The sequence below is a fragment of the Colwellia sp. E150_009 genome, assembly GCF_053543955.1.
In genome coordinates this window covers 1-25,644 of record NZ_JBHFOM010000036.1, presented here as the reverse complement: position 1 = coordinate 25,644, position 25,644 = coordinate 1, and the positions used below count along the sequence as shown (strand labels likewise).

20 protein-coding genes are annotated in these 25,644 nt (G+C 36.8%); 17 read left to right on the top strand and 3 right to left on the bottom strand.

Annotation, left to right across the window (positions count from 1 at the left end; genetic code table 11):
* Positions 1-138: 138 nt before the first annotated feature.
* Both hemJ and ACE1OF_RS14550 read right to left on the bottom strand, forming a co-directional pair.
* Complete coding sequence (hemJ, locus tag ACE1OF_RS14555; protein ID WP_448895371.1) at positions 139-591, bottom strand: protoporphyrinogen oxidase HemJ; 453 nt, start codon at positions 589-591, stop codon at positions 139-141.
* The gene (locus tag ACE1OF_RS14550; RefSeq protein WP_448895370.1) at positions 591-2,417 is read right to left on the bottom strand and encodes a chloride channel protein; all 1,827 of its coding nucleotides are present in this window, start codon (positions 2,415-2,417) and stop codon (positions 591-593) included. Before ACE1OF_RS14550 ends, hemJ begins: the two co-directional genes overlap by 1 nt.
* 133 nt (positions 2,418-2,550) lie before the next feature.
* On the opposite strand from ACE1OF_RS14550, the gene ACE1OF_RS14545 reads away from it, so the two are divergent.
* Positions 2,551-3,267 (top strand): DUF6776 family protein, encoded by a 717-nt coding sequence (locus ACE1OF_RS14545; protein WP_448895369.1) that lies wholly within the window; start codon positions 2,551-2,553, stop codon positions 3,265-3,267.
* A 156-nt stretch (positions 3,268-3,423) separates the two neighbouring features.
* Positions 3,424-3,765, top strand: coding sequence for an iron-sulfur cluster insertion protein ErpA (gene erpA / locus ACE1OF_RS14540; protein WP_420839718.1), 342 nt, complete (start codon positions 3,424-3,426; stop codon positions 3,763-3,765).
* Between the two features lie 75 nt (positions 3,766-3,840).
* On the opposite strand, the gene ACE1OF_RS14535 is transcribed toward erpA, so the two are convergent.
* On the bottom strand, positions 3,841-4,884 hold the full coding sequence (locus ACE1OF_RS14535; protein WP_448895368.1) for a DUF484 family protein: 1,044 nt from the start codon (positions 4,882-4,884) through the stop codon (positions 3,841-3,843).
* 286 nt (positions 4,885-5,170) lie between these two features.
* Between ACE1OF_RS14535 and ACE1OF_RS14530 the strand changes: the two genes are divergently transcribed.
* The 15 genes from ACE1OF_RS14530 to rpoD form a co-directional block, all read left to right on the top strand.
* Positions 5,171-6,250 carry a PepSY-associated TM helix domain-containing protein gene (locus ACE1OF_RS14530; protein WP_448895367.1) on the top strand — a complete coding sequence of 360 codons (1,080 nt, stop codon included), beginning with the start codon at positions 5,171-5,173 and terminating at the stop codon, positions 6,248-6,250.
* 64 nt (positions 6,251-6,314) lie between these two features.
* Positions 6,315-8,450, top strand: a complete 2,136-nt coding sequence (locus tag ACE1OF_RS14525; RefSeq protein ID WP_448895366.1) for a TonB-dependent receptor — start codon at positions 6,315-6,317, stop codon at positions 8,448-8,450.
* A 321-nt stretch (positions 8,451-8,771) separates the two neighbouring features.
* Entirely contained in the window at positions 8,772-9,389 is a 618-nt protein-coding gene (locus ACE1OF_RS14520; protein WP_448895365.1) for a tetratricopeptide repeat protein, read from the top strand.
* Between the two features lie 158 nt (positions 9,390-9,547).
* Positions 9,548-12,004 (top strand): ribonuclease R, encoded by a 2,457-nt coding sequence (gene rnr / locus ACE1OF_RS14515; RefSeq protein ID WP_448895364.1) that lies wholly within the window; start codon positions 9,548-9,550, stop codon positions 12,002-12,004.
* 129 nt (positions 12,005-12,133) lie between these two features.
* The gene (gene rlmB / locus ACE1OF_RS14510) at positions 12,134-12,889 is read left to right on the top strand and encodes a 23S rRNA (guanosine(2251)-2'-O)-methyltransferase RlmB (RefSeq protein WP_448895363.1); all 756 of its coding nucleotides are present in this window, start codon (positions 12,134-12,136) and stop codon (positions 12,887-12,889) included.
* A 100-nt stretch (positions 12,890-12,989) separates the two neighbouring features.
* Positions 12,990-14,273 carry a DUF945 family protein gene (locus ACE1OF_RS14505; RefSeq protein WP_448895362.1) on the top strand — a complete coding sequence of 428 codons (1,284 nt, stop codon included), beginning with the start codon at positions 12,990-12,992 and terminating at the stop codon, positions 14,271-14,273.
* A gap of 240 nt (positions 14,274-14,513) precedes the next feature.
* Complete coding sequence (locus ACE1OF_RS14500; RefSeq protein WP_448895361.1) at positions 14,514-15,914, top strand: efflux transporter outer membrane subunit; 1,401 nt, start codon at positions 14,514-14,516, stop codon at positions 15,912-15,914.
* A 50-nt stretch (positions 15,915-15,964) separates the two neighbouring features.
* Positions 15,965-17,272 carry an efflux RND transporter periplasmic adaptor subunit gene (locus ACE1OF_RS14495; RefSeq protein ID WP_448895397.1) on the top strand — a complete coding sequence of 436 codons (1,308 nt, stop codon included), beginning with the start codon at positions 15,965-15,967 and terminating at the stop codon, positions 17,270-17,272.
* Positions 17,272-20,358, top strand: a complete 3,087-nt coding sequence (locus ACE1OF_RS14490) for an efflux RND transporter permease subunit (RefSeq protein WP_448895360.1) — start codon at positions 17,272-17,274, stop codon at positions 20,356-20,358. The genes ACE1OF_RS14495 and ACE1OF_RS14490 overlap by 1 nt, the downstream gene beginning before the upstream one ends.
* A gap of 145 nt (positions 20,359-20,503) precedes the next feature.
* Positions 20,504-20,923 carry a 30S ribosomal protein S6 gene (gene rpsF, locus ACE1OF_RS14485; RefSeq protein WP_448895359.1) on the top strand — a complete coding sequence of 140 codons (420 nt, stop codon included), beginning with the start codon at positions 20,504-20,506 and terminating at the stop codon, positions 20,921-20,923.
* 10 nt (positions 20,924-20,933) lie between these two features.
* The gene (priB, locus tag ACE1OF_RS14480; protein WP_448895396.1) at positions 20,934-21,269 is read left to right on the top strand and encodes a primosomal replication protein N; all 336 of its coding nucleotides are present in this window, start codon (positions 20,934-20,936) and stop codon (positions 21,267-21,269) included.
* 50 nt (positions 21,270-21,319) lie between these two features.
* Entirely contained in the window at positions 21,320-21,547 is a 228-nt protein-coding gene (rpsR, locus tag ACE1OF_RS14475; protein WP_159821572.1) for a 30S ribosomal protein S18, read from the top strand.
* Between the two features lie 18 nt (positions 21,548-21,565).
* Positions 21,566-22,018 carry a 50S ribosomal protein L9 gene (gene rplI / locus ACE1OF_RS14470; protein WP_448895358.1) on the top strand — a complete coding sequence of 151 codons (453 nt, stop codon included), beginning with the start codon at positions 21,566-21,568 and terminating at the stop codon, positions 22,016-22,018.
* Between the two features lie 190 nt (positions 22,019-22,208).
* The gene (gene dnaG / locus ACE1OF_RS14465) at positions 22,209-23,963 is read left to right on the top strand and encodes a DNA primase (RefSeq protein ID WP_448895357.1); all 1,755 of its coding nucleotides are present in this window, start codon (positions 22,209-22,211) and stop codon (positions 23,961-23,963) included.
* A gap of 199 nt (positions 23,964-24,162) precedes the next feature.
* On the top strand, positions 24,163-25,644 hold a 1,482-nt coding region (gene rpoD / locus ACE1OF_RS14460), incomplete at its 3' end, for an RNA polymerase sigma factor RpoD (RefSeq protein WP_448895356.1).

The following is a 25,644-nucleotide window of genomic DNA, read 5'->3' as shown; positions in this document are numbered from 1 at the left end:
CCTTTTCATTATGCTTTCCTGTAAATATCATATCAAACAAATAGTAGGAGAGAATATTAAAAGTTATTAATAAAGCTAACAATAAGCAGGGTAAGTGCTTTGAGCTAGCGTTAATTTTTTATTAAATATAAGAACACATTAACCAAATGTAGGCTTGATATAGGCTAGCAGTATTACTGCAAATAAGGCTAATACGGGTATTTCGTTAAACACACGATAAAACTTACCTGAGCGCGTATTATTGTCTTGCTGAAAAGTTTTAACTAGCTTAAAACAATAGCCATGGTACATTAACAGTACAATCACTAAGGTAAGCTTTATATGTAACCATTTAGCAGCTACAAACCAAACATAACCATAACTATAAATGAGTGCTAAACCAAGTAAAACAGTAAATATTGCAAACGGAGTGATGAAATAAAGTAACCGTTTTTCCATCCCCTTTAATTGCTCACAAACTTCAACAGAGCTTGTTTCTGCGTGATTCACAAATAATCGAGGTAAATAGAATATTCCTGCAAACCAAGCCACCATGAAAATAACATGAAAGGCCTTAAACCATAAAACATTGTTCAATATAAATTCACTCATTACTCTTTTTTTCCTTCAAGTACGCATTCTCTTGCTGTTGATTGTGCCGGTAATATACTAGCAATGAGTTTACCATTCACTAGATATTGTCTAATTTGTTCAAAGGTCACAATGCCGATAATATTATCGATATTATCTTGATAAATATAAACTCCACCACGACGGTCATGTACAAGTGCTAAATATGCCTCTGCCAATGTTGCCTGTTGAGAGAGTGGGATAAGCTTATGAAAATTCATTTTTTCTGTTATTTGGTATTCCACTGCAATATTCTCAGGCGTTGTGTCAGTTTCAGCTTGTATGGTAACTAAAGGAATTTCTTCATTGAACTCAGCCCAATGATAATTTACTTGCTCTACTACTTTTTTATTTTTCATTATTTTTCTGATAGTTTTATTTACCACTGGAATCTTACTGTCGCTTGTTACTATCATGCCAGCGATAGTATTTGCTGAGGCATTTTCTGTGTATTCTATGTTTTTTATCATCAAACTTAACACCCCAATCTTTTGTAATGTTTTTTCTATTGGAGGTTTACGATAAACTAAGCCCTGCACATCTAACTGCATGGTAAATACAGATCGATTATTAAATAATTGGCCTGAAATAATACTTGCAACGGTGATAACAATCATTGCGGGTAAAATGACTTCTAACTGTCCTGATAATTCTACTACTGCTAACAAAGCAGCAAGAGGGGCATTTAAACTTGCCGCCATAAAGCCCGCCATTCCCATTAATATAAAGTCATTGCCAATGTGTTCACCAGGCAGTACTTGCATTACTAATGCGCCGCCTAATCCCCCCGCAATTGCACCTATTCCTATAATAGGGCCGACAATACCACCTGGAATACCTAAGCCTAAAGCAAACGTTGTCATTAAAAATTTGGCTAATAGCAAACTAAATAATAAACCAATATGCCAATTATTTGCGAGTGATAGATCAATAGCCCCACTGCCAACGCCCATAGCACCAGGTACTAAATAACCTAAGGCTCCAGTGATCAATGCTGCTAACATAAGCCTTGGCACAATATGAAAATTTTCACTATGTTTGATGACTGTTACAAGGGTTTTATTAAAGGCGGCAGCAAGCGAACCGAGTAAAATACCTAAAATAACTAAAGGAATATAGTGTTGTGGAATTAGCTCTATTCTATGAAAGTAATCAAAGTGCTGTGAGACCTCAAAAACATTGCGTGTGACCAAAGAGCCCACTAAAGAAGCCAACATAACAGGAATAAAAATATGAATTTTATATTCTCTCATGATGACTTCCATGACAAAAAGTACAGCGGCAATTGGTGTGTTAAATGTTGCAGCAATACCAGCAGCAATACCACAGGCACATAACGTGCGAATGCTATTATAGGGGAGTTTTAATAAACTACCTACATAGCTACCTGCGGCAGCGCCTAGATGAACAGCAGGACCCTCTCTTCCTACAGAAAAGCCAGAAGCAAGTGCCACCGCACTACCAAAAAATTGGTTGAAGGTATTTTTGAAAGGTATAACACCATGAGCGATTTTTAAGCGGTAAAGCACAAATGGGATACCTGTTCTTAAATACTCATAGCCAGTAATCCAAGCAAAGAGTAATATAATAAGTGAACCGATAATAGGCAAATCAAAACGACTTACCCCATCTAAAGTGATATAGTTATCGCGTTTAACTAAATAAAGCTGTTGGATTTGCTCTATAGTCAAGGTGAATAGAATAACTAATAATGCGGATGCAAACCCACCCACAATAGCAAGTAAACAAACTTGCCATGAAGTTTTGGGTAACGCTAGATGCTTTCTTACTGTGCTAATGTAACTCATTATTAATGACTAGTTTTATTGGTTTTACTTATTAACTGTGCTTATTTAGATAGTCTAAATAAGCACAGTTAATAAGCGACAGCTTCACAGCGCTTTTTTATTCTTTATGCATTAAGGTTATTGTACGTTACAAATGAATTGGTTAGCAAAAATAAATCTCACTGTTGTAACAAAGCGCTTAGGCCCCTTGAAATCAGCACTTTTTTTAGTCACGTTAATTATCCTTTGTTTATTCATTGGCTATAGATTTGGTAACTTCTATCATAATTTTCAATCAACTACGTTAGAGCAACAAAAAAATCGACTTGATCAATTATATGAAGAACAAGCGAGGCAAGTTGAACGTATTCACACGTTAGAAGTTGAGTTAGCAGTAGAGCAATTAGCGAATCAAAATGCACAAGCAACCTTGAAGAAGATGTCACTTGAGCATTATCAGGTAAAAAAAGAATTGGCTTTTTATGAAAAAGTGATGGCACCAGAGAAAGAGGTTGATGGTTTAGTTATTGATAATATTAAAATTTCAGCGAGTAAAAGCCCTGGTTATTATCACTTTCAAGTTGTATTAATGCAGCAGCAACGAAAAAGAAGCTATGTTAAAGGCTATATTGATTTAGCAATAACAGGTAGTTTAGCAAGCCAACCCACTCAATTAACATTGTCGGATATTTCAACTGTCAGTAAAAAAGATGTGTCATTTAGTTTCAAGTATTTTCAAATTATAGAGGGTACTTTTACTTTGCCTGAAAACTTTACTCCAGAAAAAATGCAAATATCTGCAATATTAACGAAAACTAAATGGCAAAAATATCAAAAGCTTAATAAAACATTACCTTGGGGGCTTGAATAATAAAACAATAATACTTGATTAAATTAGTCAGGTTTAAGATAATATCACTGTTGGCAAATTTATTGTCCTGACTAGGAAAAAATTTAATAGCCTTGGTATAATTACCTCAATTTTCGTATTTTTTTCAATCAAAAGTAGAGCTCCATGTCTGATCCTATTTCAAATCCAGAGTTACCCATTAAATTCACTGATTCAGCGGCTAAAAAAGTATTGTCTTTAATCACTGAAGAAGAAAATCCTGAACTAAAACTAAGAGTATATGTTACTGGCGGTGGCTGTTCTGGTTTCCAGTATGGTTTTACGTTTGATGAAAAAATTAATGAAGGCGATATGACCATAGAAAAGCAAGGTGTTACTATGGTCATAGATCCAATGAGCTTACAATATTTAGTTGACGGTGAAGTTGACTACCTTGAAAGTTTAGAAGGGTCTCGTTTTGTTGTGAATAACCCCAATGCAACAACTACTTGTGGCTGTGGTTCTTCTTTTTCAATGTAATTTCATTTATTTAACGCTTTGTAAACACACATTCTAGCGCAATAATAATTCAATATTATCAAACTATGCATTTTTCTAAATGTTTTCATTGGTTACTTCAGCTTTTTTACGCAAATAGAGTTGCTCATCAGCTTGCTGTAAAAGCTCTTCCATTGTTTGCTGTCCATCACTTGCAGCCGCGCCGCAGCTAATGGTTATGGGCAGGTATGAGCCTTGATAAGGCATAGGGTTATTCTTGAAAAATTCAGTTAAGCGTTTACAAGCTAGCAGTGCTTCTTCGTAGGTTTGACTTGCTAAGGTGATGACAAATTCATCACCAGCATAACGAAAGCACTTGTCGTTTTCACGGATTAGTTCTTTTAGTTGTGTGGCAACGTAAGTCAGTACTTTGTCACCACAATCATGTCCATAAGTATCGTTGATTTGTTTAAATTTATTACAATCTATGAACAATAATGAGAAAGGGATATTATATCGGCGCTGACGAATTAACTCTTCGTTAATCGAAGTTTCCATAAGACGTCGATTAGCGACCCCTGTCAATCTATCGTAATGAGCCATGTATTCTAGTTGCTCTCGAATTAATGTATTAGATAAACATAAGCTCACTTTTACTGCGAGTTGTTCTAGGTGTAATGTACCTAAGTTTGGCTGAAAACGTTCTTTATCATCGTCTGTAAAAAGTAGGCTACCAAATAGTTTGTCCTCAATAATTAAGGGGATTAGCGCGGCAGATTGAGTTTGGGCTCTTAAACTCTTTGGTATTATTGTTTCGATAATGTGAGGCGTATTAGTTAAAAATGGTTTTCTCTGAGGGTGAAGCTTTTGCAATTCTTTCATTGCGATGTTTTTGCAGTTTTCTCTATGCCAATTAGAATGCATGTTGCCACTTAATAGATAACTTATTGGGATTGGATCTGCCAACAACAAGCAAATCCCTGTTAGATTGAATTTATCTTTTATCGATGAAAGTAGTTGATGCAACAAATCTTGGCTTGTGGTGCAGGTTAATATTTGTGTTTCTATGTCAAATAGCTTTTGTGCTATTTCACTATTAACCCGTGAGTTTTCAATCACATTTGCTAACTTACGCGCCAATTCTATTTCGGTGTCAGACATTTAATAAATACCAGTTTTCCACGTTGGAAAAATTAGGGTAACTAATTTGTAAATCATACCATTGTGAATTGTTTTACATAGCTAAGCAAGTGGCTAAACCAGTAAAGTTAACCTATAACTTCACGTTGTTTATATGAAATGAATCACATTACTCGCTGGTTTAGTCACATAATCAATCAGGTGTAGTTTAGAAAATTGTTTTTCTGTAATTATTTAATTTTAAACTATGAGTAATAATGATTCTTATTTATAATAAGACGTTCTTACATTTTTATTTGGATCTCAATTGTTCAAGCTGTGGTTACGTAGAATACATTTATTATTAGCAATATTTTCAGGTTTATTTTTAATTAGTTCTAGTATCACAGGAACATTATTAATTTATGCACAAACGATCCAACGTGAAATTAACCCAGACTATTGGCAAGTATTACCTGAAGAGCGCACGCTAACATATAACAACATTATCCAAAGTGTTGAAGACGATACTCAGCAGAAGGTGACACTAATTCAACCAGAATTAGAGTCTAATTTAGCTTGGCAAATACAATTAGCGAATAAACGCTATGTCAGCGTTAACCCTTATAACGCTAAAATTTTATTAGAGTATGATTATTATAGTACCTTCTATGGTTTTACGATGGCTTTTCATCGTTGGTTGTTATATCAAGACAAAGACGGAAACTTTCCATTTAGATTATGGGTTTCAATTGCGACCTTATGTTTGATTATAGAAATTATTGTTGGTCTTTATTTATGGATAAGACCGAGAAATCGTATAAAGCGTTTAAAAATCAATAGAAAAGCCAAAAATAAAATTTTATTTTACCAATTACACACCGTTCTGGGGGTGTTTTTATTTATCCCTCTACTATTAGTTGCTTTCAGTGGCATCGCTTTTCATTGGAAAATGGAAACGTCAACCGTCGTTGAAATGCTTACCTTGGGTGAAATTGAACAAAGACCTGACGCGCCTACTATAGAAAATCAATACTCATCAGATTTACAACTTGGTTTAGCATTAAAAAATGGTTTAAGTGCCTTACCGCAAGCCAGTTTATATAGAATTTATATGGCTAAAAATCCATCTGAAAGCATGGCGCTTAGAATGAAAATGCCAGGTGAAAGTCATGCTTATAGTTGGGTTTGGGTAAATCCTTATACGGCAAAGGTGTTGCAAGTTTATGATGCCACTAAAGCGTCATTTTCTACTCAAGTATGGAATTTTAAGTATAAATTTCATATTGGTGATTTTTTAAGCCCTATCGTTCAAGTATTCTGGATTGTAATAGCGCTATCGCCATGTTTTTTTGTTATTTCTGGGTTTTATCTTTGGTTTTGTCGTCATAGAAAGAAAAAAATATAAACAGTTCTTGATAATAGTTATTATTGTCATTAGTATTTGCGCCAATTAAATTAAGGAAGGCGCAATGAAATTCACACAACTTACAACACTTGCTGTGGCTATATCAGCTCAGTTTTTGACTCCTATTTATGCTCAAAATAATGAGCAAACTGAAAATATGGAAACTATTATCGTGACAGGAAGTCGTGTTATTGAAAGTATTGATGAGGTGCCCGCTTCAATCACCGTTATTAGTCGTAAAAAAATAGAACAACATTTAAAAGTATCGCCTGAATTACAAAGCTTATTGGCTATGTATGTTCCTGGCATGGCAACCAGCACAGGCACCTCAAGCAATGCTGGGCAAACATTACGTGGTCGTGCTCCCTTAGTCATGATTGATGGTGTACCCCAATCAACACCCCTACGCAATGGCTCGCTAGGTATTAAAACTCTTGATCCTAGTGCAATTGAACGAATAGAAGTAATAAAAGGGGCTACCTCTATTTATGGTAATGGTGCAGCGGGTGGTATTATTAACTATATTACCAAACGTTCATCAAATGAAGGAATGGCAGGAGAAGTCAGTTTATCTAGTCGTTTTAGTATGGTTCAACCTGATGAAAGTGCGGGTGGTCGTTTAGAAGGTAATATTAATGGCAAAATAAATAAATTTAGCTATTTATTTACGGCTAGCTATGAAGAAAACGGCGTACAACGAGATGCTGAAGGTGATATACCCGGTTTACAATACGGTTTGTCTGATGCAGAAACTCAAAACTATTTTACCAAACTTGGTTATCAATTTGACGATGATAAAGCATTACAGCTGAGCTATAACTTCTATAGTTCTCAGCAAAAAACAGATTTGGGTGATGTTTCTGGTGATATTAATGTAGGTGAAAAGACTTACGCTATTCATGTACCACTAGAACAGCAAAAACAGGGAGAGCCACAAGGACAAGATGGCAATACCAATTTAATGGTTAAGTATACTGATTACGCTGTGTTCCCTCAAACCCAAATGACGTTAGACTTTTATCAGCAAGATATTAAAAATACCTTTTTCTACTCTCCCTCTTTTGCTAACCCAAGTGAAGGGTATACAGGTGGACAATCAGTAATAAAATCTGAAAAAATGGGTGGCAGAGCTACATTTAATACCCAAATTGATTTCGATAATATTGAAGCCACATTTATATATGGTATTGATTCACTTAATGATATTACTTCACAGCCATTAGTTGATGGGCGTATTTGGGTGCCTGAAATGGATATGACAAACTTAGCGGGCTTCTTACAAACTAAATGGGTAATTAATGATGATATTATTGTTAAAGTCGGTATTCGTCAGGAAGATATTGAACTGCAAGTAGACGATTACCAAACGCTTAAACAATGTAAATCAGTAGATCAATGTCAAGCATCAATTGATGTTGTTGGTGGTACTATTGATTACGAAGCAACAACGTATAATGCAGCAATAAAATATAACTATAGCCCTTTATTTAGCCCCTTTGCTAGTTATTCACAAGGTGCTGATATTTCGGATATTGGCCGATTGTTACGTACTGCCACGGTAACTAATATTACGCTAATTCGTACTCAAGCTTCAATTATTGATAACTATGAAATTGGTTTCAATTCACAGGTTAATGATGATTTACGTATTGAGTTTGCTGCTTATCGTAGTACATCAGAGTTAGGTACTAGCAGCCAATTTGACGAAGCCACTGGGGTGTATTTACCTGTAAGAGCACCTCAAAAAATTTGGGGTTATGAAGGACTAATTGATTATCAGATCAGCCCTGATTTACAAGTAGTAGCAACATATAGCTATGTTGAAGGTAAAAATACTGAAACAGATGTGCATTTAGGTGCGCAACAAATTTCACCACCTAAAGCAACCGTTAACCTTGCTTGGCAATCGTCAGATGACTTATCTTTTACCTTGAGCTATTTGTATGTAGCAGATCGTAAAAAATTTAATGCAAATGAAGAAGGTGAATATGTTGGCGATCAAGGACCTGTTAACCATTACCAAATCGCTAATCTAAGTGGACAGTACTTGATTAACAAAAATTGGAATGTATTTTTTGGTATAGAAAACTTATTCAATGAAGATTACTTTCCCGCAAAGTCTCAAGCCTATCGTTATGGTGGCTACAATGTTAAAGGGTTAGGAACAACAGCTAATATTGGGGTTAAATATCAATTTTAATAGAGATATAAAAATAGCATTGCACTAACATAAAATGCTCACAACACGTTTGAAAAAGAAAAAGGCAGCCAATATTATCTTGGCTGCCTTTTTCTTTGGGTGGGCAGATTAAGGCGTAACCGTGTTGATAGAGTTAAATACAAAATGTTTTGGTCTTTATATTGCATCAAGATTAATATTTTAATTGCATAGCTGTATTATTTAATGATTTACGTGCTAAGTTTTATTAGGCTTGGTTTTAATATAGCTTATGTTTAGTTTTGTGCTTTGCTGCCGATAAAAAATAAAGTCAAAATTTTGTCTATTTCCTAGGATTACGATATGCGTATTACTCTTTTTTTAATTTCTTTGTGTTTTTTACCTTTAGCTTATGGGCAAAATTTAACAGCAGTTCAAGTTTATACAGATGACCAACTGCTAAATTTAATAAAAGTAAACAAACATTTAAGTCAAGTTGTGCTAGATGATTGTCAATTAGTGCAAGACATTGAGGCCCGAGCAATAAAATCAGAAATGCCTTCATATCAATTTTTGTGGGGTGATATGTTAGCCTACGGCGTTTGTGTTAAAAAAGACGTTGAATTGGGTGTGCATTATATGCGGTTGGCGGCAGATCAAGGATTAGCTGAAGGTCTTGAACAAATGGGACGTTATTATCATATAGGTAAATTTATGCAGGTAGACATAGAGCAAGCCATTATTTTCCTAAAAGCTGCCGCTTCTATGAATAATCTTGCCGCTCAAATGCGATTAGCCAGTATCTATCAACAGGGGTATGGAAGCCCGCTTGATTATCCTGAATTATATTCTCAACTTCATCATGCCATGACAGATGATAAAGTTATTCATAAAAAAATTAGTCAATTGAAAAAGCAATTAGCTATGAAAATGCCAACTAAAGTTGTTAATGCCGCTAAAAAAACAGATTATACTAATTGATTAACACGGCCCTTATTTTAGGTGAAAATAGGGCAAAAGCCCTGTTTATTCCAATGGTTTACTTTCTACTTGTGTTTTTCAAATTTGTGGTATACTTGTCAGTAATTAATTATTAATTTCACTTATTTATTTCCATTCATTACAAGAAACACATTATTTTGACCCTAAATGATCCCCACGCTAAGCGTGAAGCAAAAAAATATGAAAAACCAGTCGCTTCACGCGAATTACTATTATCAATTATTGAAAAATGCTCGCCACCTCCCACCTTTAATGCCCTTGTTAAAACATTAAAATATCAAGAGGAGCATTTACTTGTCGGTTTAAAGCGTCGTTTACGCGCGATGGAAAATAGTGGACAGCTTGTATTTAATCAATTTAAACAATATGCCATTCCTGCAAAAAGTAGTTTGTTAACAGGCACCGTTATTGGTCATCGAGATGGCTTTGGTTTTTTCTCACCTGATAAAACCAGTATGAAAGATGACTTGCCAATAAAGCCAGGCAAAGATTTTTATATCTCCTCTCATGAAATGCAGCGTGTTTTTCATGGTGATGTAGTACAAGCCATATTAGTTGATCGAACTGACAGAAAGGGACGTAAAGAAGTTAAAATTCTTGATGTAATAGAGCCTAGAAAAACACCTATTGTTGGGCGGTTCTATATTGATCATCATATTTGCACGGTTGTACCTGAAGACAGCAAAATAAAACAAGAAATATTAATTGACCCTAAAGCGAAGCTTGGTGCACGTCATGGTCAAATGGTTGTAGTTAATTTAAAGCAAAGACCAACCAAACGATCTCACGCCATCGGTGAAGTGATCGAAGTATTAGGCGATCATATGGCGCCAGGCATGGAAATAGAAATTGCCTTGCGAGCCCATGATTTACCGCATCAATTTACACATGCAGTACAAGCTGAAATTACCCAAATTGCAGATGAAGTAGAAGAGTCAGCGAAATTGCCTCGTAAAGATTTGCGTGATTTACCTTTAGTCACTATTGATGGTGAAGATGCTCGCGATTTTGATGATGCAGTTTATTGTCAAAAAGAAGCTGCTGGTGGTTGGCGTTTATGGGTAGCTATTGCTGATGTGAGTTATTATGTGCGCCATGGTACAGCATTAGATGATGAAGCTATTGCTCGCGGTAATTCAGTGTATTTTCCAAGCCAAGTTATTCCCATGTTACCAGAAAAGCTATCCAATGGTTTGTGTTCACTAAACCCCGATGTTGACCGGCTTTGCATGGTGTGTGAGATGATAGTCTCTGCTACAGGACAATTGTCAGATAGCCAATTTTATCCTGCAGTAATGCGCTCTAAGGCACGATTTACTTACAGTAAAGTTGCCGCAATACTGGGGGTTAATAAAAACACATCAAATGGCGAAAGTGAAAAAAACAGTGAAACGGATGCTGGTCAAAAACTTAGAGCTGAATATTCAGCATTAGTACCTGACTTAGAAAACCTAGAAGACATGTATTTAGCATTAAGTGATGCACGTAATAAACGTGGTGCTATTGCCTTTGAAACAGAAGAGTCACTTTTCCTATTTAACCAAGATAAAAAAATTGAAAGTATCGTGCCGCTTGTTCGTAATGATGCTCATAAAATTATTGAAGAATGCATGATTTTGGCTAATGTGGCTACAGCACAGTTTATTGAAAAACATAATAAACCTGGCTTGTTTCGTGTTCATGATAAACCAAGCGAAGAAAAATATAATAATTTTGTCAGTTATTTATCAGAGCTAGGTCTTAAAATACCAAACAGAGAAGAGCCTGAGCCAAAAGATTATTGTGATATTTTAGCGAAAATAGTTGATAGACCAGACCATGAATTGATTCAAACAATGCTTTTACGCTCAATGCGACAAGCTGTATATCAAAGTGATAATTTAGGACATTTTGGTTTGGCATTAGCGTCATACAGCCACTTTACCTCACCTATCAGGCGCTATCCTGATTTAGTGGTGCATCGCGTAATAAAAAGTATTCTGCTTAAAGAAGCGCAAACACAAGCGCAACGAGAAGCCAATGCAGGCGCTTATGACTATAAGCTTGAAGAGGTTATAGCGCTTGGAGAGCACTGTTCGATGACAGAGCGCAGAGCTGATGAAGCCACCCGAGACGTGAGTGATTGGTTGAAATGCGAATTTATGCAAGACCATGTGGGTGATAGCTTTACTGGTGTTATTAGCACAGTCACTAATTTTGGCCTTTTTGTTCGGTTACATGATTTACATATTGAAGGTTTAGTACATATCACTTCGTTGGGGCGAGATTATTATCATTATGATGATGTCAGAATGTGTTTGACAGGTGAAAATACTGGCGTTAAATACCGTGTTGGTGATGTTGTAACCGTGGAAGTTGCAGCGGTTAATTTAGATGAAAAGAAAATTGATCTTGCGATACAAGGTGTTGAAGGAAATAACACCAACAACGTGAAAGTGAAAGGTAAAAATAGCCAAAGTAAAAGCCGAAAATCATCGAAAACCAAGGTTAAAGCTAAAGAAAAAGACAACCCTAAAGTTAAGTCCAAAGCAAAAAAGCGAACTGCTCGCAAAAAACGTCCTGGAAAAAATGCACGTAAAAAACCAGCTAAATAAGATAATTTTTCAGTTAGCTTACTAATAAAGGTTAACTAACTTAATGTTTGAACAGTGATTGTAGGCAAGATTTTAGTCACCTATGTTATGCGTATAAGCTTGTAACTATGTGCGATAAAGGCAAATGAAATGGCAAAGAATGAAGAAGTAGTATTTGGTATTCACGCGGTTAACGCTTTATTAGAAAGCGCACCAGAGCGTTTTATAGAAATGTGGCTATTAAAAGGGCGTGACGATGATCGTTTGTTGCCTATTATTAATTTAGCTCGTAAATATGGTATTCCTGCTCAAATGGTACAAAGACGCGTACTTGATGATAAAAGTGAAGGAGAGCAGCATCAAGGGGTTATTGCACGAGTAAAACCAGGCAAAATACTCACTGAAAATGATTTAGAAGATATTATCAGCGCGGTAGAAAAACGTAATGTTTCCCCATTTTTGCTTATTTTAGATGGTGTTACAGACCCTCATAACCTTGGCGCATGTCTGCGCAATGCCGATGCGGCAGGTGTTCAGGCGATTATAGTCCCCAAAGATAATGCCGCAAAGATCACCGCGACTGTGCGCAAAGTTGCTGTTGGCGCGGCAGAGTCAGTGCCGTTAGTGCAAGTGACAAACTTATCTCGTACGATGAAGCATTTACAACAAATGGGCATATGGATAGTTGGCACTGCGGGTGAAACTGACACTTGTTTGTATGATGTGAAATTATCAGGACCAATGGCACTTGTAATGGGAGCTGAAGGTAAAGGTATGCGTCGATTAACCCGTGAAAATTGCGATCAATTAGTTAAACTGCCTATGGCTGGCAGTGTATCAAGCTTAAATGTGTCAGTTGCCACGGGCATTTGTTTGTTTGAAATGGTTAGACAACGTTTGATCTGATGAAACTTTACAGTATAATTTCAGCTTTAGTTCAGTGTAAGCGCTGAATTATTTCCTAACATCCTTAACTCTTTCGGAAAAAACACCAGGGACGAAGTACATGAAAAAACTCTTAATAGCACTTTTGTTACTTATTGTTGCTGTTTTACTTACACCAAAACTTATTGGCGGTGTGGTTGAAACTGAGCATCAAGCGGCTATGAAAAAACTGAATGAAAATCCAGCGATTACAGTGAACTCAACGACTTTCGCTCGACAATGGTTTAATGGTGCAGCAACGACCGAAATAGCAATTAAAATAGAAGGTGAAGAAGTAAACAATATCACGCTTGTTGTTGAAGAAGATATATTATTTGGCCCCATAATTTTCACTAAAGAAGGTGTCGAATTCGGTTTAAGTTATTCACAGGCTGACATTAATTTTAAAGACTTTATTCTTGACGAAGAAATTGAAACTTTTATTAAAGACACTGTTCACTTAAGTGCTTTGTTAACTTTTTCTAAAAATATTGTTTCTCATCTTGTTGTTGATGACGTATCTAAAGAAATTGATGGGAACAAAATTATATCTGCAAAGGCACTAGGTAAATTTACCTTAGAAAATAACAGTAGATTTTACGGTGATTTTACTTGGCCAGGTTTAACGATAACGTCAAATGAGGAGAGTCTTAGTATTAAAAAGCTAGGTTTTTCGGTAGATCAAACATTGATCGCTGGTGACTACTTTCAAGGTAATGCCATTTCAATTGGTGATTTCAAATTTTCACTCGCATCGGTGACAGGCAAAGACACTACAGGTGAAATTGTGCTTACGATAGATAACCTATCAGCGATAGCAATGTCATCCGTGCACGATGATCTGATGAATATCACGATGAATTATAGTGCTAATAAAATCTTAACCAAAGGTCTGCAGCTAGATAACGCTAATTTAGCTATTATATTCGACAGGTTTAACATTCAAGTAATGCAAGACGTTAATACTTTTATATCAGGTTTTTCTACAAACAGTGAAGCAATGTTTAATTCAGAAAATATACAAAAAATGTCTGATTTTATTGCTAAATTACTGATTGATGATCCAATTATTAAAATTGAAGATTTAAGTGTAGACACCCCCGAAGGTAAAATTAAATCTGCAATGCAGGTTAGTGTTGATAAAAACTTGTTTGACACAGCCAATATCATGTCGATTATGGCAGCAGTGAAAGCTGATGCTAAGGGTAAAGCCCCTATGCCATTTTTTGATAAACTTGGTTTAGCGCCTATGATTGGAATGTATGTAGATCAAGGCTTTATTATTCAAAAAGAAGATGAATTGAGTTTTAGTCTTAACTACGTTCAAGGGAAATTAGATGTTAACGGCAAAATAATACCACTATAAGTTTAACGCATACTGTTTAATACAGTGTGCAATGTGTAAGTAGATTAAATAGGTGGCTTGGTATTTTCAGTGTTCTTAGTGGTTAAAAAATGTTGAATACAAATAGGTATAGAACATTCAACCACCAAGAGCACCACGTTAATATGTGATTATTTATGTAATGTTATGTAAAGCAGGTAGTATTTAAAGATAAAACTAAACTAAAATAACACGATAATAAACCACATTGCTTTTTAGTTTATGACAAAAAAAATCAAGTCATTATACGTCATCATCACCTCTATGTTCCTGCTGTCTTGCAGTACAACAGGAGGATTAGATAAAAACCTCCGTCAATCTCACGTACCAGAAAACTGGTCATCTGATGTATCTACAGCTCAAATAAAAGAGAACTGGTTTGAACAACTGCAAAATGATCAGATTTACCAATTGGTAGATATTGCGCTTGAGCATAATTTTCAATTAAAACAGCAAGCTTTGTTAATTGATATTCAACAACAGCAACTCTTTGTGGCAGGTAGTGCGTTATGGCCTTCGCTGACTACGTCTTTAAGTAACAACCGTAGAAAAACTGTGTCAGATACTGCTGACGCTAGCTATAGTAACAACGCATCACTTGACTTGAACTTGCAGTATGAACTAGATCTTTGGGGCAAGTTATCTGCAGCAGATCAGCAAGCCAATTTAGAATTAATGGCGCAAAAAGCAACATATGAACAAGCCAAACAACAATTGGTTGCTGATGTGATTAAAGCATGGTTTGACGTAATAGAAGCCAATAAATTATTAGCGCTTTATCAAGAACGAAGTAATAATACAAAACAAAGTTTATTGATTATTGAATCAGGTTATCAACAAGGGCTTAACAGCGCGCTCGATGTTTATTTAACACGTAATGAAGTGAACAATGAGTTATCACGAATAGCCGAACAGCAAGCACAACAAACCTTAGCTATTCGTAAACTTGAACAATTATTAGGGCAGTATCCAGAAGGAAAACTTTTGGTTAACGCACCATTGCCTCTACTTGAATCAGATATACCTATTGGTTTACCAAGTGATTTGATTTCTAGAAAACCTGAATTATTGGCCAGTTGGTATCAATTACTTGCCAAAGATTCTGCCTTGGCATTCGCGCATAAACAGCGGTTTCCTAGTGTGAGTATAACGGCTACATTATCAGACAATAAAACTGAAATTTCAGATTTGTTATCAACATCTTCATTAGGTTGGTCATTATTAGGTAACTTATCAATGCCACTATTTAATGCAGGTAAACTTAAAGCCAACGAAGAAAAGTCTCGCTTAACACTTAAACAAACAGAGCAAGCATATTTGTCGACACTTTATAACGCGTTTGCTGATGTTGAAAATGCGGTAACGACAGAAGCAACATTGACTGAGCGTTATCAAATTATGCTAAAAGCGCAAGAGAATGCAATAGCTGCTGAAACATTGTCATTTGAACAATACCAAAGAGGCTTGGTGGATTATACCACTGTGCTTGATGCAAAAAGTCGCGCTTATGACGCTCAAAGCACTGTAATTCAAATTAAAAATCAACTAATTGCTAATCGAATTAACTTGCATATTGCCCTTGGTGGTAATTTTTCTGCAACTGTTTCAGCAGAATCAAAATAAAGGATAAGTAGGCAATGACTAACAACAATAATCATTCAATGAGCCAGTCAATGAATCAATCAACGCCCCTTGCAACAAAAAAGTCAAAAGTAAAAAAAATTATTATTCCAGTAGTAATTTTAATTAGCACGTTTTTTATTTCACAAGTCATTATAAATAACCCACCTGAAAGTAATCGTGGTAGTGGTGAAATTGCGGCAAAAATCACGGTAGAAACATTACCGTTGGTACCTCAACGCTATACGATTATGTTGAATAGTTTTGGCACTGTGCAACCGAGAACACAAAGTGTTTTAGTCGCGCAGGTATCAGGTGAAATAAATGAAATAAGCCAACAATTTAGAAACGGGGGCTTTTTTGAAAAAGGTGATGTACTTGTACAACTTGACGATAGAGATCATCGTGCTGAAGTGAATCTTAATCAAGCTAACCTACTTTCAGCAAAACAAGCTTTATTAGAAGAACAAGCAAGAGCTAAACAAGCATTAATTGACTGGCAACGATTAGGTAATGGCGCACAAGCGAGTGCTTTAGTTTTACGTGAGCCGCAACTCGCTGCTGCACAAGCACAAGTTTTATCAGCACAAGCTAACTTAGAAAAAGCACAGTTACAGTTAGAGCGCACTAATATTGTTGCGCCGTTCGCAGGACGGATTCTAACCAAACATGTTGATCTTGGCCGTGTTGTGGCAAGTAATACGCAGTTGGCAGATATTTATGCAATTGACTATGTTGAAATAAGACTTCCCATTAAGAATAAAGATTTAAGTTTTATGGCTTTGCCAGAAGAGTACCGTGATTCAAATAAAACAGTACAAGGTACTATGGTGCAACTTACCTCCACCTTAATAGGGCAGCAACAATGGCAAGGAGAAATTGTTCGTACGGAAGGGGCTGTCGATGAAAACTCTCAGCAGCTTTATGTTGTTGCTCAAATAGATAACCCTTACGATGTAAGTAATAATAAAGTGGCACCGATTAAAATTGGGCAATACGTTAATGCTGAAATTACAGGTAGAACCATTGAAAAAGCACTTGTCATTCCTAACAGTGCTATTTATCAAGGGAGTTATGTTTACACCGTTGAAAATATAGAAGATAAGAATGTGTTAAAACGAAAAGATATCAATATACGTTGGCAAAACAATGAAGATGCACTGATTGAAGCTGGTTTAACCTTTGGTGAGAAGTTGGTATTAACACCATTGGGTCAAGTGAGTTCAGGAACGCCTGTAAAACTGGCTGGAGAGACAACCGTTAGAGGACAAAAATCAAATCGAGGAGACAAAAAAGAAGAGGGGCGTTTAAACAAAAAGAAGAATAATGTTGATAAAGCACCTTATGTGGAGAATAACTAATGATTGCTTGGTTTGCACGTAACCATGTAGCGGCTAATTTATTAATGATTAGCATCTTATTTTTAGGTTTATTTAGCTTGTCATCCAGAATTCCTTTGGAAGTATTTCCTTCTTTTGCCACAGACAAGATCTCAGTAAGTGTCACTTTGCGTGGTTCTACCCCAGAGGATGTAGAGCAAGGCGTTGCTATTCGTATTGAAGAGGCAGTTCAAGACTTAGAGGGTATTGAACAAATTTCTTCTCGTTCATCTGAAGGGGCTGCATCGGTAAGTATTGAAATTGACTCTTCCTATGATGCAAGAGAAATGTTGGCCGATATTAAAGCCCGTGTTGATTCAATTAATACCTTTCCCGTTGACGCAGAAAAGCCAATTGTTTCCCTTGCAGAGCGTAAACGAGAAGTTATAGCTGTCTCTGTTTCTAGTATTTATGGTGAAAAGGAAATTAGAGAATTTGCTGAGCGAACCCGTGATGACTTATTACAAATTCCAGGCATAACACAGCTTGAACTGAGTGGTATTCGTAACTATGAAATTGCTATTGAAATATCTCAAGATATGTTACGTCAATATAATTTGACTATTAGCCAAGTGAGTAGTGCTATTGCTAACTCAAGTAGTGATATTTCTTCAGGAAATATTAAAACCCAAGGTGGAGATGTTCTAATTCGCTCTAAAGGTCAAGCTTATCATAAAGATCAGTTTGCTAATATTGCCATAAAAACTAACACTGATGGCTCTATTATTACCTTGAATGATATTGCAGTAATTAGAGATGACTTTGAAGAAACGCCAGTAAGAACAAGGTTCAACGGTAAGAGTGCCGCCTTTATTGATGTGTATCGTATTGGCCAACAAAGTGCTATTGATGTAGCAGATAAAGTTAAAGACTATATTGAAGAACGTCAAAGTAGTTTACCTCATGGTTATGAGCTAAGTTATTGGGATGATGACTCGCAAATTGTTAAAGCGCGTATTTCAACGCTAACAACTAATGCTATGCAAGGGGGAATATTAGTGTTTGCGTTATTATCACTATTTTTACGCCCGTCTATTGCTGTTTGGGTTTGTATTGGTATTCCTGTGTCTTTTATGGGGGCTTTTATTGTTATGCCATTTATGGGTATAACGTTAAATGTGATGAGTTTATTTGCTTTCATTTTAGTACTGGGTATTGTGGTTGATGATGCCATAGTGACAGGTGAAAATATTTATACCCATTTGCAGAAGTCAGAATCGGGTGAACTTGCAGCCATTCGAGGTACAGAAGAAGTGGCAACACCTGTAACCTTTGGTATTTTGACCACAGTAGCTGCTTTTTTACCATTAGCCTATATTGAAGGGGCGCGTGGCGATTTGTTTGCCCAAATTCCAGTGGTGGTTATTCCTGTATTAATTTTTTCATTAATTGAATCTAAATTTGTTTTACCATCACACTTAAAAACAATTAAGTTACGCCACGAACAAACCCAACCAAGTAAACTTGAGCAATTTCAACGTAAATTTGCAGATGGCTTTGAACAACTTATTTTACGTTATTATCAACCTTTGTTAGCCATAGCACTTAAGCAAAAAATAACAACCTTAAGTTTGTTTATAGGTGTATTTATTATTATTGTTTCCTTAATCGTGAGCGGTTGGACTAAATTTATCTTTTTCCCTCGTATTCCTAGTGAAACAGTTCGTGCCAGTATTACAATGCCAGTAGGTACACCATTTGATGTAACGAATAAGTTTGTGATTGATATGGCAGATAAAGCTCAACAATTACAAGAGAAATACCGAGATAGCGACACAGGAAAAAGCATTGTGCTAAACATATTAGCAACCACTGGTGGTAGAGGGGGAGTATCTCATTCGGGTGGTGTTCGCTTTGAAATTACACCGCCAGAGCAAAGAGAGTCAAATATTACCTCACGTCAATTGGTACAGGAATGGCGTGATATGATTGGTGTTATCCCTGGCGCAGAAAGTGTTACTTTTAGGGCTGAGCTAGGTCGTTCTTCTGATCCCATTAATGTGCAATTAACCGCAACGTCGTTAGTTACACTGAAAGAGGTTGCCAACAAAGTTAAAGAGCGATTGCACACTTATCCTACCGTATTTGAAATTGCTGATAGCTTGTCCGATGGTAAAGAAGAATTACGCATTGAATTAACTAAACAAGGCGTTGCATTAGGTTTAACACGGGTTGAAATTTCTCGTCAAGTTCGTAGTGCTTTCTTTGGAGCGCAAGTTCAGCGAATACAAAGAGGCAGAGATGATGTGCGTGTGATGGTGCGGTTACCTCAAAATGAGCGTAGTGCCATTGCAGACGTAGAAAACCTTTTAATATCAACACCGCAAGGAGGGAATGTTCCTTTATCTCATGTAGCAATACTGATACCAGATCAAAGCCCTTCAACAATTAATCGTATTGATTTATATCGCACAGTTAACGTGACAGCGGATGTTGAAAAGTCAAACACTAATATGACAGTGCTACAGGCAGACTTAAAAGGCTATTTAGATGAACTGATTACTCACTACCCTGGTGTTGGTCATTCTCTAGAAGGTGAAGCAAAAGAGCAGCGTGAATCATTTAGTTCATTGAGCTGGGCGTTAGTTTTTGTATTTTTTATTATCTATGTACTGTTAGCTATTCCTTTTAAATCTTACTTACAGCCGCTTATTGTAATGAGCGTTATTCCTTTTGGTATGATTGGGGCCATTATGGGACACTGGATTATGGGAATGGAATTAACCATTATGAGCTTATTAGGTATGTTAGCCCTCGTGGGGGTTGTAGTGAATGACTCGTTAGTGTTAGTTGATTTTATTAATAAAAAACGTGAAGAAACGAATGATCTCATGGAGGCTGTTTTGATAGCGGGCGCAGCACGTTTCAGACCTGTAATGCTAACCAGTTTAACCACTTTTATTGGGTTGATGCCACTACTTTTTGAAAAATCAACTCAGGCACAATTTTTGATTCCAATGGCGGTTTCATTAGGCTTTGGTATTTTATTTGCTACGTTTATTACCTTGTTACTTATCCCTGTTAATTACATGCTGGCAGAACGAGTGAAGAACGTATGGCAACATTAATTCTTTAAGGGAGAATAAGCGCTTGCATTAACAGGGCGATTTCCCTACAATACGCGTCCTTAATTCAGTCCGAACTTTTTGTTCCTTGCCTCAACTGGTGTTGACTGAGCCAGATTATGAGGCTACAACCCATAAGGAGCTCGTAATGCGTCATTACGAAATCGTATTTATGGTTCACCCTGATCAGAGTGAACAAGTGCCTGGTATGATCCAGCGCTACACAGACTTGATCAATGCTGCTGAAGGCAAAATCCACCGTCTAGAAGACTGGGGTCGTCGTCAATTAGCATACCCAATCAATAAATTACATAAAGCACACTATGTTCTTATGAACATTGAAGCGCCACAGTCAGTTATTGATGAGCTTGAAACTTCTTTCCGTTATAACGATGTTGTTATCCGTAACATGATCATGCGTACTAAAGACGCGGTAACTGAAGCATCAGTAATGGCTGCTGCTAAAGAAGACCGTCGTGAAGTTAAGAAAGATGTTGCCGCTACGTCAGCTGATACTGAAGAAGACTCTGTAGAAGAGAGCTCTGAAGAAGAAGCTAACGAAGAATAAGTAATCTGTGATGCTCTCGCAAGACTCTTTTAAAGACTCTTTACAAGAGAATATTCTTGTGTTGGCTGGTTCTGTAGTTAAAACACCAAAACAGTCAACAAGCCCAGCGGGTATTACTCATAGCCAGTTTTCAATAGACCACAAGTCTATACAAAATGAAGCAGGTATGAACCGACAAGCATTTGTCAGAATACAAGTTGTTGCAACAAGTGAATTATCACACTTAACTCGTGAATTAGTTGTTGGGCAAATAGTAAAAGTGACGGGATTTATTAATCGTCATGAATCAAGAAATGGTAACCCGTTGCTTGTTTTACATGCTCAACAGATCGAAATGATTAATTAGTGTTTTATTTTTATATTAAGTTATAAATAAAATCGTATTCGGAGAATATTATGTCTCGTTTTTTTAGACGTCGTAAGTTTTGTCGCTTTACAGCGGAAGGCGCAACATCTGTAGATTATAAAGATATTGCCACGTTAAAAAATTATATCACTGAAAGTGGTAAAATTGTTCCTAGCCGTATCACTGGTACTGCTGCTAAATACCAACGTCAATTAACACGTGCTATCAAACGCGCTCGTTACTTGTCATTGTTACCATACACTGACTTACACAAGTAAGCTAATAAGGGGTTTATTATGGAAGTAATTCTTCTAGACAAAATCGCCAAATTAGGCGGCCTTGGTGACAAGGTATCTGTTAAATCAGGTTATGCACGTAACTACTTACTACCTCAAGGTAAAGCAGTTTTTGCATCAGCAGCTAACGTAGAGCACTTTGAAGCACGTCGTGCTGAATTAGAAGCTAACCTAGCAGAAGTTTTAGCAACAGCTGAAGCTCGTGCAGCTAAAATTGTTGAATTGGCTGAAGTTACTATCGCATCTAAAGCAGGTGAAGAAGGTAAATTATTCGGCTCAATTGGTACTCGTGATATTGCTGAAGCGATCACAGAAGCTGGCGTAGAAGTTACTAAAGCTGAAGTGCGTTTACCATTAGGTGCAATTCGTGAAACTGGCGAATTTGAAATCGCTATTCACTTACACACTGATGTTGATACTAACATCAAAGTAGTTGTTATCGCTGAAGCTTAATAGCTGAATTAGCGTAGGTTGGAATATATTTCAACAAACACTACCGACAAAATACCGCATTATTTTTAATACTGCGGTATTTTTTTGTCTAATAAGAACAAAATTATATAAAATAAATAGTTTCTAGCGTGGGGGAATTCTCAGGTATAATAACCTTCCTCAATTTTTAAAAGATTAATATAATAGCAACATGGCTGGACGAATCCCTAGACAATTTATTGATGACTTATTAGCGCGTGCTGATATTGTTGATTTGATAGATGGCCGTGTACCTTTGAAAAAAGCAGGTAAAAATTATCAAGCCTGTTGCCCCTTTCATAACGAAAAATCACCTTCTTTTACCGTTAGTCAAGACAAACAATTTTACCACTGCTTTGGTTGCGGTGAGCACGGTAATGCTATTTCGTTTTTAATGGAATTTGACCGCTTAGACTTTGTTGATGCGGTTGAGGAGCTTGCTAGCCACTGTGGTGTTGAGGTGGTGCGTGAAGAAAATAATGCAAGCCCAGCACAGCAACGTCAACAACAACTGGCGTATCAACAAAAGCAAGACGATTACGAACTGATGAACCAAGTGAGTCGCTTCTATCAGCAACAATTAAAAACCGCGGCTGATAAAGAAACCGCCATCAACTATTTAAAAAGCAGAGGGCTAAGTGGCGAAATAGTTAAACGCTTTGGTATTGGCTATATCAGTGACGCGTGGGATGGCATGATGAAGGTGTTTTCTTCCCAAGGCAAAGCCAATCAACAACTTGTTGATTTAGGTATGGCAATACAAGGCGATAAAAATAGACCTTATGACAGATTTCGCGCGCGAATTATGTTTCCTATACGTGATAAACGCGGACGTGTTATTGGTTTTGGCGGTAGAGTGTTGGGTGATGAGAAACCAAAGTATTTAAACTCACCTGAAACTCGGGTTTATCACAAAGGTCAAGAATTATATGGTTTATATGAAGCCAAACAGGCTAATAAAACATTAAACAGATTAGTGGTTGTTGAAGGTTATATGGACGTCGTTACTCTTGCTCAGCATGGCGTAGATTATGCTGTAGCTTCTTTAGGTACTTCAACAACGTCTGATCAACTGCAAACCTTATTTCGTACCGTTAAAGAAGTTATTTGTTGTTACGATGGCGATAGAGCTGGGCGTGATGCCGCATGGAGGGCAATGGAAAATGCCTTACCTTTAATTCGCGATGGTTTTTCATTGAAATTTGTTTTTGTACCTGATGGCGAAGATCCCGATTCATTAATTCGTGAAAAAGGCCAACAAGCATTTGAAAAAATTCTTGATCAAGCCATGCCACTATCACAATTTTTGTTTGATAAGTTTTTAGAAGACAACCCAGTAAATAGTATGGAAGAAAAAGTCGCTTTAATTGACAAGCTTCAACCTTATATTTTTAAACTCCCTGACAGTATGTTAAAAAATTCAATTATTGATGAAATGTCGGCACATTTTGGTGTAACAAGTGAAAAACGGCTATTAGAGTTACAAAAACTGAACGCAAGCCCCAGTAAAAAAATAACACGTAAAAACACCAAAATTACCCCTGTTAGGTTAGCTATTGCATTACTGCTTGAACATCCCCATATAGTAAAAGAACTAGAAGATATTTCAGTATTAGAGCCGTTAGATGTTCCTGGTGTTGAATTGCTTAGCCAATTATTGCGACTGTGCCAAGAAAAACCAAGTATAAAAACGGCACAATTATTGGAGTATTTTAGAGATACAGAACAAGGTAAACAGTTAGCAAAATTAATGTGTTGGGAACATCATGTTGCCCCCGATGCCGCAGCAGATGTTTTTCTTGATAGTATTGAGAAATTACTGAATAGCTTTGTTGAAAAGCGAACGGAGTTTTTATTGCAAAAAGCACGTATTAAACAAATAACCACCCAAGAAAGGCAAGAGCTACAAGCAATACTTAATGCTTAGGCACTCATTGGCTTAATTGAAGGTTGCTTTTGCGGTGTTTAAAGCAACGTAGCAGGTTAATACCTAAATTCAATGGTGGAAATAGTGCAAAAAACTCGCTATAATTTCCTGCTTTATTTTGTGCAATTTTTTACTACCCCATATTTACAATATTGTTTTTTAAAAACCATATATACCAGACATAGGTGGATACTCGTCAATGGAAAAAGCCCCTCAATCTAGATTGAAAGATTTAATAACCAAAGGTAAAGAACAAGGTTATTTAACGTTTGCGCAAGTTAACGACCATCTTCCTCAAGATATCATCGACTCAGATCAAGTCGAAGATATTGTTAGTATGATCAATGATATGGGTATTCAAGTTTTTGAAAATGCCCCTGATGCCGACACGCTAATGATGAGCGAAGCCAATACCGATGAAGATGCTGCAGAAGCCGCTGCCCAAGCATTAGCCACGGTAGAAAGTGAAATAGGTAGAACAACTGACCCCGTTCGTATGTATATGCGAGAAATGGGTACAGTAGAATTACTGACGCGTAAAGGCGAAATTGTTATTGCCAAGCGTATCGAAGAAGGTATCAAAGAAGTTCAACACAGCGTTTCTGAATACCCACCAGCGATAAACTATTTATTAGACATGTGGGACAACTTCGAAGCTGAAGAAGTGCGTTTAACCGACATTATTGTTGGCTTTTTAGATCCCGATGCTGAAGATGATGACGTTGCTGCAGCAGCAACGCATGTTGGTTCTGAGTTGTCAAAAGAAGAGCTTGATGATGAAGACAGCGATGACGATGATGAAGAAAAAGATGATGACAGTGAAGAAGAGGAAGAGGACACAGGGCCCGATCCTGAGTTAGCCCGTGAAAAATTTACTGCGTTACGCGATGCTTATGAAAATGCCAACAAAATTATAGAGAAAAATGGTCGTGGTCATAAAGATGCGCAAGAAGCGATAGACGGTGTTGCCGAAGTATTTAAAGAGTTTCGTTTAATTCCTAAACTCTTTGATAGACTTGTGAAAAACATGCGCAGCGTAATGGACAGATTACGAGTGCAAGAACGTTTAATTATGAAGCACTGTGTTATGGGTGCAGGCATGCCCAAAACCACGTTTATTAAAATTTTTCCAGGTAATGAAACCTCAAAAAATTGGTTTGAAGAGCAAAAAGCGGCAGGTCATAGCTATTCAGCTAAACTTGCCGACATTGAACTTGACGTAGAACGTTGTATTTATAAATTAAACCAAATTGAAGAAGAAACGCATTTAAATATTCACGGCATTAAAGATATAAATCGCCGTATGTCTATTGGTGAAGCGAAAGCGCGCCGTGCGAAAAAAGAAATGGTTGAAGCTAACTTACGTTTGGTTATTTCAATTGCGAAAAAATACACTAACCGTGGTTTACAGTTCTTAGATTTGATTCAAGAAGGTAACATTGGCTTAATGAAAGCCGTTGATAAATTTGAATACCGCCGTGGTTATAAGTTTTCAACGTACGCAACGTGGTGGATTCGTCAAGCTATAACACGTTCAATTGCTGACCAAGCACGTACTATTCGTATTCCTGTTCATATGATAGAAACGATTAATAAACTGAATCGTGTTTCTCGTCAAATGTTACAAGAAATGGGGCGTGAGCCAACACCAGAAGAATTAGCTGAACGCATGATGATGCCT

Coding starts and splice junctions, on each gene's coding strand:
- ACE1OF_RS14545 (WP_448895369.1), top strand. CDS start 2,551: ATGAATTGGTTAGCAAAAATAAATCTCACTGTTGTAACAAAGCGCTTA.
- rpsR (WP_159821572.1), top strand. CDS start 21,320: ATGTCTCGTTTTTTTAGACGTCGTAAGTTTTGTCGCTTTACAGCGGAA.
- ACE1OF_RS14490 (WP_448895360.1), top strand. CDS start 17,272: ATGATTGCTTGGTTTGCACGTAACCATGTAGCGGCTAATTTATTAATG.
- rplI (WP_448895358.1), top strand. CDS start 21,566: ATGGAAGTAATTCTTCTAGACAAAATCGCCAAATTAGGCGGCCTTGGT.
- rpsF (WP_448895359.1), top strand. CDS start 20,504: ATGCGTCATTACGAAATCGTATTTATGGTTCACCCTGATCAGAGTGAA.
- ACE1OF_RS14550 (WP_448895370.1), bottom strand. CDS start 2,417: ATGAGTTACATTAGCACAGTAAGAAAGCATCTAGCGTTACCCAAAACT.
- ACE1OF_RS14520 (WP_448895365.1), top strand. CDS start 8,772: ATGCGTATTACTCTTTTTTTAATTTCTTTGTGTTTTTTACCTTTAGCT.
- ACE1OF_RS14505 (WP_448895362.1), top strand. CDS start 12,990: ATGAAAAAACTCTTAATAGCACTTTTGTTACTTATTGTTGCTGTTTTA.
- hemJ (WP_448895371.1), bottom strand. CDS start 591: ATGAGTGAATTTATATTGAACAATGTTTTATGGTTTAAGGCCTTTCAT.
- ACE1OF_RS14525 (WP_448895366.1), top strand. CDS start 6,315: ATGAAATTCACACAACTTACAACACTTGCTGTGGCTATATCAGCTCAG.
- ACE1OF_RS14535 (WP_448895368.1), bottom strand. CDS start 4,884: ATGTCTGACACCGAAATAGAATTGGCGCGTAAGTTAGCAAATGTGATT.
- ACE1OF_RS14500 (WP_448895361.1), top strand. CDS start 14,514: ATGACAAAAAAAATCAAGTCATTATACGTCATCATCACCTCTATGTTC.
- priB (WP_448895396.1), top strand. CDS start 20,934: ATGCTCTCGCAAGACTCTTTTAAAGACTCTTTACAAGAGAATATTCTT.
- ACE1OF_RS14495 (WP_448895397.1), top strand. CDS start 15,965: ATGAATCAATCAACGCCCCTTGCAACAAAAAAGTCAAAAGTAAAAAAA.
- rlmB (WP_448895363.1), top strand. CDS start 12,134: ATGGCAAAGAATGAAGAAGTAGTATTTGGTATTCACGCGGTTAACGCT.
- dnaG (WP_448895357.1), top strand. CDS start 22,209: ATGGCTGGACGAATCCCTAGACAATTTATTGATGACTTATTAGCGCGT.